The sequence below is a fragment of the Algorimicrobium bowmanii genome (assembly GCF_054031195.1).
On sequence record NZ_CM132929.1, the window covers coordinates 1,969,738 to 1,981,925 of the forward strand.

The following is a 12,188-nucleotide window of genomic DNA, read 5'->3' on the forward strand; positions in this document are numbered from 1 at the left end:
CAGAAAGCATCTATGGCTAAAAAGAAAACAAAATCAACCAAAGCAAATAAACCCAAGTTTAAAGCACCGAGTTTAAAACTATCCAATCAGCAAAAACTGGTTCTAGGTAGCTTTTTAGTTATCATCGGCTTACTATTATTTATAGCTTTTATATCCTACTTTTTTACAGGAACAGCAGACCAAAGTACCTTAACCGAATTTACAAATAAAACCGTTGAATCTAAAAACTGGTTAAATAAAACAGGTGCTTGGCTAAGTAACTTTTTCATCTACGAAGGTTTTGGAATAGCATCATTTATTTTTGCCGGTCTTATTATCATTTCAGGTTTATCAGTACTTACGGGAAGTAATAAAAGTATCCTTCAAAAAAAATGGATTTGGGGCACTTTAATTGTCGTTTGGCTCTCAATAGCTTTAGGCTATTTTACTGAAAGATGGTATTCACTTGGTGGTATTATTGGTTTTGAAATGAATACCTTTTTACAAATTTATTTAGGTAAAATAGGAACAGCACTCCTACTCCTTTTTGGTTTAATTGTCTATTTAGCTATTCGTATGAATGTTACGTTTGACAGTATTAAATTGCTACTTAAATCATTTAAAAAAGATATAGATACCAATATCAACGATTCTAAAACTGCAGCAGAACCAGTAGCCCCAATAGACAATAGTTTAACTGAAGAGGCCGAAGCTATTAAAACAGCTATTAAGCCAGAAGCACCAGTAAAAGAAGAACCTAAAGTTGATCTCCCTAAAGTTGAAGTAGCAGAAACACCAAAAGAACCTGTTATAGAACTTGACACAAAAGTTACTAAAACTGAAGAAAATATTGACAAGTCTGATGATTCAGAAATGAAAATAGAAGTCGAAACTGTTGAAGAAGAGCTATCAGAAACAGATAACCTTGCTAATAAATTAGTTGAAGATTTCGGACAGTTTGATCCGACACTTGAATTAAGCAATTACCAATTCCCTTCATTGGAATTGCTTAAGAAATATGATTCTGAAGGTATTACCATAAATCAAACAGAACTAGAAGAAAACAAAAACCGTATTGTAGAAACACTTAATAACTACAAAATAGGTATTGCTAATATTAAGGCCACAATCGGACCTACAGTAACACTGTATGAGATTATCCCTGAAGCTGGTGTTCGTATTTCTAAAATTAAAAATTTAGAAGATGATATTGCGCTTTCATTATCAGCTTTAGGTATTAGAATTATTGCACCAATACCAGGAAAAGGAACTATTGGTATTGAAGTTCCTAATAAGAATTCTACAATCGTGTCTATGCGCTCTGTAATTGCTTCTCAAAAATTCCAAAAATCGGAAATGCAATTACCAATAGCTTTAGGTAAAACTATTAGCAATGAAACTTTCGTGGTTGATTTAGCTAAAATGCCTCACTTATTAATGGCAGGTGCTACAGGTCAAGGTAAATCGGTTGGTTTAAATGCTGTGCTTACCTCTTTACTTTACAAAAAACACCCGGCGGAAGTTAAATTTGTTTTAGTCGATCCTAAAAAAGTAGAATTAACACTTTTCAATAAAATTGAACGCCACTATCTAGCCAAATTACCTGATAGTGAAGACGCCATTATAACAGATAATACAAAAGTTATTAATACACTTAACTCTTTGTGTATTGAAATGGATAACCGCTATGAGTTATTAAAAAATGCCTTTTGTAGAAATATTGCCGAATATAATGCGAAGTTTAAAGCACGTAAACTAAACCCTAATGACGGACATCAATTTTTACCTTACATTGTTCTGGTAGTTGATGAGTTTGCCGATTTAATCATGACCGCAGGTAAAGAGGTTGAAACACCTATTGCCAGGTTAGCACAACTTGCACGTGCTATTGGTATACACCTAATCGTTGCCACTCAACGACCTTCCGTAAATGTAATTACCGGTATAATTAAAGCTAATTTCCCTGCTAGAATAGCATTTAGGGTAACTAGTAAAATTGACTCCCGAACAATTCTAGATGGTTCTGGTGCCGATCAATTAATTGGTCGTGGTGATATGCTTTACACACAAGGAAATGAAATGATTCGTATTCAGTGTGCATTTGTAGATACACCAGAAGTTGAAAGAATAACCGATTTTATAGGCTCTCAAAAAGCATATCCAGAAGCTTATTTACTTCCAGAGTACGTAGGAGAAGAAGGTGGCACAAGTATTGATGTAAACATTAGCGATCGAGATGTTTTATTTAAAGACGCTGCCGAAATAATTGTAACAGCGCAACAAGGTTCAGCCTCGCTTTTACAAAGAAAATTAAAGCTAGGCTATAATAGAGCCGGAAGATTAATTGATCAACTTGAAGCTGCTGGAATTGTTGGAGGTTTTGAAGGTAGCAAAGCCAGACAAGTATTAGTACCTGATTTAACAGCACTAAATCAGTTATTAGATAATGAAACGGCTTAAAAATTAACACCCATTACAGAGAACAGAATAAAAAATAACACCTAATGAAAAAACTAATTGTATTATTTGTATTACTAACAACCTCAATAACATTTGGCCAAGACCAAAAAGCCAAGGACTTATTAAATAAAGTATCAGCAAAAGTTAAAAGCTACAATAACATTTCAATAGATTTCAAATATGCTTTAAATAATGAAGCCGAAAATATAAAACAAGAAACACGCGGTGATGTGGTTATTGAAGGTGATAAATACCGCTTAAATATTCTTGGAATCACTCGTATTTATGATGGTAAAACACTTTACAGCATTAGCCCAGATGATGAAGAGGTAACAATATCTTCAAATAATACAGAAGATGAAAACAGCATTACACCAAGTAAAATGCTTTCTTTTTACGAAGAAGGATATTCGTATAAAATGGACATTCTTCAAAATGTTCAAGGACGTAAAATTCAGTATGTTAAATTAACTCCTAACGATTCTAATTCAGAGATTAAACAAATATTATTAGGTATAGACCATCAAACAAATCACATCTATAACTTAATAGAAGTTGGTAAAAACGGCACTAAAACTGTTTTAACTGTTAATTCTTTTAAAACTAACGAGCCCTTATCAAAAACCTTATTTACCTTTGAAGCTGAAAAATACAAGGATCACTATATAAATAGATTAGATTAATCATTTTAGTTTGTAATAGTATTGTGAATAACAGAAGCAAACAGGAATAGCTTCTAAAAAATAGAACATTTAACGTATTAATGATTCGGAAAATTTAATCGTGTGAAAATATTAGACCGTTACATACTTACCTCCTATTTAAAAACCTTCCTCAGTGTATTTGTAATACTGATGTTGATTTTTGTATTACAGACCATTTGGCTGTATATAAAAGAACTCGCTGGTAAGGATTTAGATATGATTGTAATTTTAAAATTCTTATTTTATTTTACACCTAAATTAATTCCGCTTGTACTCCCACTAACAATATTATTAGCCTCCATCATGGTTTTCGGAAGTTTTGCTGAAAACTATGAGTTTGCAGCCATGAAATCTACAGGTATTTCTTTGCAGCGCTCTATGGCAGGGCTAAGTATCTTTATTGTTGTTTTAGGGATCATCACCTTTTTCTTTTCTAATAATGTTATTCCATGGGCCGAATACAATTCACATAATTTACGGAAAAATATTGCTACCTTAAAACCAGCTATGGTTATTGCAGAAGGCCAATTTAATGATGTAATTGATTACAATATAAAAGTTGATAAAAAATCAGGTGAAAACGGACGCTACTTAAGTGGCATAATCATGCACAAAAAAAGTCCTTCAAACAATTCCAACCACACTACTATTGTGGCTAAAGAAGGGGAATTAGTAGGCGAAGAAAATTCTGATGTATTACAGTTCATTCTTCTAGATGGATACTTTTATGACGATACACCTCCAGAAGATCGTAAAGATCGAAAAAAGCATCCTTTAGTAAAAAGTTACTTCGAAAAGTACATAATCAATATTGATTTATCGCAGTTGAATAGTAATGATTTGGACGAAAAAAATGTTTCTGACAAATACAACATGCTTAATATTTCGGATTTAAATTATACAATAGACTCTTTAAATACCGCATTAGATGAAGACCATAGAGACTTTGCTATAAGTATCTATAACCGATCTAACATTCCTGTTATTAATTCAGGAATAAACACGAAAAGGAAATTAGATAGTACTTTTAATGGTAATATACTTGATTTATTCCCGACCAATAGAAAGGAACAAATCATAGAACAAGCCTTAAATTCACTTCGAAGTACAAATCAAATAGTGAATGTAAAGACAAAGTATTTTAAGGAGAAAAACATGTCTATAAACAAGCACCTTATTGCACTTCATGAAAAACTAGCCTTAGGATTTGCCTGTGTTATCCTCTTCTTTGTAGGAGCACCTTTAGGGGCTTTAATTAGAAAAGGAGGAATCGGTTTACCAATGGTTGTAGCCATATTACTATTCTTAACCTATCACTTTATAGGTATTTTTGCCAAAAACAGTGCTAAAGACGGTAGTTTAAACCCTATGTTAGCCGCTTGGTTCTCTACGCTTATTATGCTACCTCTTGGTGTATATCTTACGAAACGTGCTACAGCCGATCGTGGATTATTTGAATTTGATCATATCATTGAACCAATCAAAAAGTTACTACGCATTAAAAACAAATCTGAAAAAGCTAAAACTACAGATAGTAATACAGACACTTTAGCTCCCGAAGTTGAAGCGAAGGCAACTCCTATTTTAGTAGACTATACTATGCATGACAAGTTTGCTCTTATAACTTACTCTATAGCTGTAATACTGTTAATATTACACTTTGTTTTTAAAAATAATAAACTTGAAGAAATTGCACATATAAGTATTCAAATTAGCATTATAGCTGCTATAACCTATATTATATATTTTGTTTTAAGTGCCCTTAATAATTTTAAACTAGGTAAATTAATAACAAAATATGAAGCACCTAACAAACCATTTAATTTACTTATTGGTTTTATCTTTTACCCTTTAAGACATTTTTTAATAAAAGTTAAAATAAAAAAAGTCTTTAACCTAACTATTAAATAAGCAATATCTTTGCACCATAATTATAAAAACGACTATGTCTACAATTCAAACTCAAAATAATAAAACCATACAATTAGACACTATTGAAGATGCTATTAATGACATCCGAAACGGTAAGGTAATTATTGTTGTTGATGATGAAAACCGCGAAAATGAAGGCGATTTTCTTGCTGCTGCTGAAATGGCAACCCCTGAAATGATTAATTTCATGGCAACTCACGGCCGTGGATTAATATGCACACCGTTAACCGAAAAACGCTGTAAAGCTTTAGAATTAGATATGATGGTCCGTAACAATACAGACCCTATGGAAACGGCTTTCACCATATCGGTTGATTTAAGAGGAAATGGTGTAACAACAGGTATTTCTGCTGCTGACCGTGCTAAAACAGTTGTGTCTTTAGTAGATGAAAACATTAAACCTTTCGAGCTTGCAAGACCCGGCCATATTTTTCCTTTAATAGCAAAAGAAGGTGGCGTATTAAGACGTACAGGGCATACCGAAGCGGCTATTGATTTTGCACGTTTAGCAGGATTAAAACCAGCTGGCGTTATTGTTGAAATCATGAACGAAGATGGCACCATGGCTCGTTTACCACAACTGGTTAAAGTGGCTAAAAAATTCGACCTTAAAATTGTATCTATCGAAGATCTTGTAGCTTATAGAATGCAACACGATTCACTTATTGAAAAAGTTGAAGATTTTGAATTAGAAACACGTTTCGGAAAATTTAGATTGCGTGCTTATAACCAAACTACTAATAACCAAATTCATATTGCCCTAACCAAAGGAGATTGGTCTGCAAACGAACCTGTATTAACACGTGTAAATGCAACACTAGTAAACCACGATATATTAGGAACCTTAACAAACAATGCCGATCAAAAACTAGACGATATGTTTAAGGTTATTAATCAAGCTGAAAAAGGTGCTGTTATTTTTATTAACCAACAATCAGCTACCATGAACTTATTAAACCGCCTTAATGTTTTAAAAGAAAATCAAACACCAGGCAAAGTAATAAAAGCTCCACGTATAGACATGGATAGTAAGGACTTTGGTATTGGAGCGCAAATTTTACATGATTTGAACATTCATAAGCTAAAATTAATTTCTAATAGTAAACAAACAAAACGCGTAGGTATGATTGGTTACGGTTTGGAAATTGTTGAATATGTAAACTACTAAATAAGTAAACTTATATTAAATATAAAAAGGGGATCTCATAATGGGATCCCCTTTCTTGTTCATTAACAATTAATAGTAAATTTAAAACTATTAAAATTATAATTTGAAATGTTTAACTTAAAACAGATTGTATAGCTTTCACCATTTTATCTGCCCTTTCTTGTACTTCTTCTTCAGTCCAAGAAAGCTTAACTAGGCAAGAGATATTTCTTGCTATATAAGCATCAGACTGATTAAAAGATTTTGTTTTAAGATATTCCATTCCCGATTTAACTTCAGCAGAAATAGGATACAGCGTTTTCAAGTCTTTTAAATGATCCCATTCACGTATATAATGCCAGCTATTATCATAATAATGGAAACAAGCATCAACACCTCCGTTTTTAAATTCTGCCATCACTTGTCTAGCAGTCTCTAAATCCGGCATAAAAAAACTTAAAAATCCATAGCTAGACTCCCCTCCTTCAGGTATCGTTCTAAAAGTCACCTCTGGAATAGTAGCTAACGCCTCTTGAAGTACGTTATGGTATTTTTTCTGAATAGCTATAAAATCATCTAAACGTCTAGCTTGAGCTAAACCTACTGCAGCTTGTAATTCAGAAATTCTAAAGTTATAACCAAGGAATGGATGTGATTCCGCCCCACGATCAGACCCAACATGATCATGACCATGATCCGAATAATGATCAGCATGCTTAAAATACGTAGCATTATTAGTAACTACAGCTCCACCTTCACCACAGGTTATTGTTTTAACAAAATCGAATGAAAAACACCCTAAATCTCCAATACTACCTAAGGGTTTTCCTTTATAAGAGCCTCCAATAGCTTGGCATGCATCTTCAATCAATAATAAATCATGCTTGTCACATATAGCTTGTAAGGCATCCATATTAGCCATACTGCCACACATATGCACAGGCATAATAGCTTTTGTTTTAGGTGAAATTGCAGCTTCCACAGCCAAAGGATCTAATGTTAATGTATCATCAATATCTACTAAAACAGGAACTGCACCAAGCATCATTATAGCTTCAAAACTTGCCACAAAGGTAAATGTTGGCATTATAACTTCATCGCCAGCACCGATACCTGCTACAGCCATGGCAACTGAAACAGCAGCTGTACCACTTGATACTAATTGAGCATGATTAACTTGTAGCTGTTCTTGTAACGTTGTTTCTAATTCTTTAGCTTTCCAATGGCCATTACGCATCCCATCAAAACCGTAGCGCATTAATACACCACTATCTAATACATCTTGAACTTCCTTACGTTCAGCATTTCCAAATAATTCAAATCCTGGCATTTATATTATATTTTTGTTAGTTAAAATGAATAATAGAGTCTGCTTCTGCTTTTCTAACTTTTTTAAAGCTAGAAAATACATCCTTTTCAGACCTAAACCCTACAGGTAAAAGTAAAACAGATTTCAAATTTTGCTTTTTCAAACCTAAAATCTCATCGTATTTTTCTAGATTAAATCCTTCCATCGGACAAGCATCAATACCTTCAATAGCACAAACGGTAAGTAAATTACCCAATGCCAAATACGCTTGATTGGTTGCCCATCTAGATATTTCTGCTAGCGTTTTACTTTCAAAATCAGCAATTAAAAAATCTTGAAATGGTTTTAAAACATCCTTAGGCGTTTGGCGTACAGTATGTACTCTATTAAAATAAGTGTCTACAAAATCTTTATCAATATTGGTTTCAATACAAAAAACTAAAACGTGAGATGCTTCGGCTATTTGCTTTTGATTCATACTATGTTCAACCAAGTCCTTTTGCAGTAATTTATTAGCAATAACAACTAGTTTAATAGGCTGTAACCCATAAGAAGTTGCTGTTAAATTAAAAGCTTCGGTAAGAACATGCAGCTGTTCTTCACTTAATAAAGCTTGGTTATCAAATGATTTGGTAGCATACCGCCATTGTAATTTTTCTAGTATTCCCAAGGTTTAATTTTTATATAGACAAAGATATGTATTTGCCTGAAGTTTTAATTGTTGTTAGACATAAATCTCATTCGGTTTTCTGTATTCTGTTGGGCGTTTACCCATAATTTTTCTGAAGGTATTACTAAAGGTTGGTAAACTAGCGTACCCAACTTTATTAGCAATTTCTGAAATATTATAATCTGAATTCATTAAATATTCTAATGATTTAAAAATCCGTAATTGAGTATAATACCTTATGTAAGACATACCTAAATCTTTTTTAAACAACCGATATAACGATTTATCAGACATTCCAAATTTTGATGCCAGTTCAGGTAAAATATGTTCTTGCTGAATATGTTTATTCATAAAATTCACAACCTGAATTAAGCGATTATCTGTTGGGTAAGGTAGTTCGGATTGTAAAGGCTGCGAAACCGTACTCTCTAAAAGGGTTTTAAACGCATGAACTATTGCGTATTTATTCTCCTGGCTTTTGGTAATATCACCATTCCAATCTTTTGTATATAACAATAATTCTAGAAGCAAATTATTAGTAGGATAAATCCCTTCTTTTTTAAAAAAATCAACCGAATTATTAGCTATAGGGAAATATAAATTTCTCATAATCACGCTTGGTGAACTCGGATAAATAGCGTGAGTAATACCTGCAGGAATCCACATAAAATGTCGCGCCGGAAGGTAATAATCGCGGTTATTTGTTTTTACGTGTACCACACCACCTTCAGTATATAAAAACTGCCCTTTGTCATGACTGTGTTTTTTTATAAACGACTCCCCCATAAGGTTGTGGTAACAAAAAATACTTTTAGGGTTTTTATCTACTTCTGTTAAGTAATATGGTGCTTTCATAGTTTATTGCGCTTACAATGTCCGAATTTAATAAAACATTGTCTTATTTCAATAAATAGACACCAAATATCTTCTATAAATTGCCAAACCCAATTAATAATTTCTCAATACTCATGTAAATTATTAATCAAATAGCAAATATTTCAACCCAAAAAATACTAATTAAACAATATTATGGAGAATAATAGAATAAAATTCCCTGCGTATAAAAATAAGATTCAAACACCAGAACAAGCTGCTTTATTAATAAAAGATAAAGACGTTTTAGGTGTTAGTGGTTTTACAAAAGCAGGAGATAGTAAAGCTGTTTTACCAAAATTAGCACAAAGAGCTTTACATGAACCTATTAAAGTAACCGTTTTAAGTGGTGCGTCATTAGGTTATGATACGGATGCCGATTTAGCTAAAAATGGAGCTCTGCATAAGCGCATGCCATTTCAAGCAGATCCTACATTACGTAAAAGTATAAATAACCATGATGTATTATATGTTGATCAGCATTTAGGGCAAACAGCTGAAATGCTTCAAAGTATTGATAATTTTAAAATTGATATCGCTATAATTGAAGCAGCATCCATTACAGAATCGGGGTACATTATACCAACTACTTCGGTAGGAAACTCCCCTGTTTTTGCTGAAAAAGCTGATAAAATAATTATTGAAATCAACACATCATTTCCTGAGAGTTTAGAAGGAATCCACGATGTGAAATTATTAACAAAACAACCAAATCGTGAAATTATTCCTGTTACGGAATCCGATACGCGAATTGGAGATCCTTTTATTAAAATAGACCCAAATAAAGTAGTTGCAATTGTTTACACTGAAGTTCCAGATAGTCCTGCAGTAATTTCGGAGCCTGATGATAAAACAAAAGCTATTTCTAACCATATTTTAAAATTCTTAGAAAAAGAAGTAGATGAAGGGCGCCTAACAGAATCTTTATTACCATTACAAGCAGGTATTGGAAAAACGGCTAATGCAATACTATCAGGTTTTGTAAACAGTCGTTTTAAAGATTTAACCATGTACTCTGAAGTTCTTCAGGATAGTACTTTTGAATTATTCGATTCCGGAAAACTAACCTTTGCATCAGCATCTTCAATTACCGTAACTGAATCTTGCTCTAATAAGATATTTAATAATTTTGAAGCTTATAAAGACAAGTTATTACTAAGACCTCAAAATATTAGTAACTCAGCAGAAGTTATTAGACGCTTAGGAATTATTGGTATCAATACGGCTATTGAGTTTGATATTTACGGAAATGTTAATTCCACCCACCTTTGTGGTACTCATATGATGAATGGAATTGGTGGTTCAGGTGATTTTGCACGAAATGGCTACTTAAGTATTTTTGCGTGTCCATCTATATCTAAAGAGGGACGCATTTCTCATATTGTACCAATGGTATCTCATACAGACCATACGGAGCATGATGTAGACATTTTAGTAACAGACCAAGGTTTAGCAGATATTCGCGGATTAGCACCTGTTGAACGTGCACGCTTAATAATTAAAAACTGTGTACATCCAGATTATAAAGAACAACTATTAGCATACTTTGAAGAAGCTTACGCTTTAGGTGGACAAACACCACATATTTTGCAAAAAGCATTTAGCTGGCATAATCAATTTAAGGAAAAAGGCTCAATGAAAATGGTTTCAGAAAAAAAAACTTTAGAAACGGTTTAAAATAAAACACTTTAAATCAGCTAGTTATTTTTAAAAGTAAAAATAATTGATTTTTTTTCAAGAAAAAGGCGGATAAATACAAGAAAAGTATATATATTTGCAACCGCTAAGGAGAAATGGCAGAGTGGTCGAATGCGGCAGTCTTGAAAACTGTTGAGGGTCACACCTCCGGGGGTTCGAATCCCTCTTTCTCCGCAAAATCAAGCGCGAGGCTTGAACTAAAAAAACCGCATAGTTTACTCTTGCGGTTTTTTACTTTTTATACCATTAGGTCACCTATATCAACACTCCTATCTTTAAGGTTTTCTACATGTCAATTTACTAATAATGTTTTATCTTTAACTTTAATCTTAAACACTATAATCAGATGTTATTGTTGATTATAGTACGAAACTAAAAAAACACAATTTTATATAAATGAAACACCTACTATATTTAATTATGGCTTCACTAACAATTGTTAGCTGTGCCGATAATAAATCGAAATCAAAAAAAGAAACACCTGAAAACCATTCTGAAACTAAAACCTATAAAGGAACAGCCAGTATTACGCAAGGTATAGCCACTACAATACGTGAGGATTTATATGTTTGTGAACGCGGACGAAAAACAGATGTTGGTGAAATTACATCTACAGATGGTAAAAAATGGACCGTTCCGGCTGAAACGAACTATTTAAATACTAATTTTCCATTTGCAGCAGATATATTCAATGCTTGCGAAGGAAAAAATTATAACACTGCACAAGATGCTTTATCTCATTATAAAGATTCGGAAATTGTAAATATTGACGAAGACGGCGAAATTTTTACAGCCTATGTTTTTGCTGATAATTATTTTGAAATGTATATAAATGGTATACCTGTTGGAAAAGATAAAGTTCCGTTTACAGAATTTAATTCTAGTATCGTTAAATTTAAAGCTCAGAAACCTTTTACTATTGCCATGAAGTTGGTAGACTGGGAAGAACATCTAGGTGTTGGATGCGAAGCTAACAGAGGTAAATCGTTCCATAATGGTGATGGTGGTATGGTTGCAGTTTTTAAAGATTCACAAAACAAGACTGTTGCTATTACTGATAGAAACTGGAAGGCTCAGACCTTTTATACAGCACCTATTAAAGATTTAAGTTGTGTTTCTGAAGAAGGTAATTATAGATATTCTACAAATTGTGATACAACAGGCGGACAAGATGGTTCTGCGTTTTACGCCTTACATTGGGAATTACCCAACAGTTGGATGACTACAAATTTTGATGATTCTAATTGGCCAAATGCAACTACGTTTACCAATCAGACAATTGGAGTAGATAACAAACCATCATACACGAATTTCACCTCTATTTTTGACGATGCTGAAAATGATGCTCAATTTATATGGTCTACCAATGTGGTTTTAGACAATGAAGTTTTAGTACGTTATACAGTAAATTAATCT

Annotated in this window: 9 protein-coding genes and 1 tRNA gene; 7 read left to right on the forward strand and 3 right to left on the reverse strand. The window is 32.9% G+C overall.

What is annotated here, in order from left to right:
• Nucleotides 1-12 precede the first annotated feature (12 nt).
• From ACW5R3_RS08750 to ribB, 4 genes are all read left to right on the forward strand, one after another.
• Entirely contained in the window at nucleotides 13-2,439 is a 2,427-nt protein-coding gene (locus ACW5R3_RS08750; protein ID WP_456576631.1) for a DNA translocase FtsK, read from the forward strand.
• Between the two features lie 44 nt (nucleotides 2,440-2,483).
• Complete coding sequence (locus ACW5R3_RS08755) at nucleotides 2,484-3,122, forward strand: LolA family protein (protein ID WP_456576632.1); 639 nt, start codon at nucleotides 2,484-2,486, stop codon at nucleotides 3,120-3,122.
• 102 nt (nucleotides 3,123-3,224) lie between these two features.
• A complete protein-coding gene (locus ACW5R3_RS08760; RefSeq protein WP_456576633.1) occupies nucleotides 3,225-5,054 on the forward strand; it encodes an LptF/LptG family permease in 1,830 nt (609 codons plus the stop codon).
• 34 nt (nucleotides 5,055-5,088) lie between these two features.
• A complete protein-coding gene (gene ribB / locus ACW5R3_RS08765; RefSeq protein WP_456576634.1) occupies nucleotides 5,089-6,243 on the forward strand; it encodes a 3,4-dihydroxy-2-butanone-4-phosphate synthase in 1,155 nt (384 codons plus the stop codon).
• Nucleotides 6,244-6,355: 112 nt separating this feature from the next.
• On the opposite strand, the gene ACW5R3_RS08770 is transcribed toward ribB, so the two are convergent.
• Genes ACW5R3_RS08770 through ACW5R3_RS08780 form a run of 3 tightly spaced genes read right to left on the reverse strand, consistent with a single transcriptional unit; the run spans nucleotide 6,356 to nucleotide 9,056 of the window.
• A complete protein-coding gene (locus ACW5R3_RS08770) occupies nucleotides 6,356-7,552 on the reverse strand; it encodes a DegT/DnrJ/EryC1/StrS family aminotransferase (protein ID WP_456576635.1) in 1,197 nt (398 codons plus the stop codon).
• 16 nt (nucleotides 7,553-7,568) lie between these two features.
• Entirely contained in the window at nucleotides 7,569-8,201 is a 633-nt protein-coding gene (locus ACW5R3_RS08775) for a nitroreductase family protein (protein WP_456576636.1), read from the reverse strand.
• Nucleotides 8,202-8,255: 54 nt separating this feature from the next.
• On the reverse strand, nucleotides 8,256-9,056 hold the full coding sequence (locus ACW5R3_RS08780) for an AraC family transcriptional regulator (protein WP_456576637.1): 801 nt from the start codon (nucleotides 9,054-9,056) through the stop codon (nucleotides 8,256-8,258).
• A 174-nt stretch (nucleotides 9,057-9,230) separates the two neighbouring features.
• Here ACW5R3_RS08780 and ACW5R3_RS08785 point away from each other — a divergent pair, with 174 nt between their 5' ends.
• The 3 genes from ACW5R3_RS08785 to ACW5R3_RS08795 all read left to right on the forward strand — a co-directional run bounded on the left by ACW5R3_RS08785 (nucleotide 9,231) and on the right by ACW5R3_RS08795 (nucleotide 12,185).
• Nucleotides 9,231-10,751, forward strand: a complete 1,521-nt coding sequence (locus ACW5R3_RS08785) for a succinate CoA transferase (RefSeq protein WP_456576638.1) — start codon at nucleotides 9,231-9,233, stop codon at nucleotides 10,749-10,751.
• 110 nt (nucleotides 10,752-10,861) lie between these two features.
• A tRNA-Ser gene (locus ACW5R3_RS08790) sits at nucleotides 10,862-10,946 on the forward strand.
• A 222-nt stretch (nucleotides 10,947-11,168) separates the two neighbouring features.
• On the forward strand, nucleotides 11,169-12,185 hold the full coding sequence (locus ACW5R3_RS08795; protein ID WP_456576639.1) for a hypothetical protein: 1,017 nt from the start codon (nucleotides 11,169-11,171) through the stop codon (nucleotides 12,183-12,185).
• The last annotated feature ends 3 nt before the right edge of the window (nucleotides 12,186-12,188 follow it).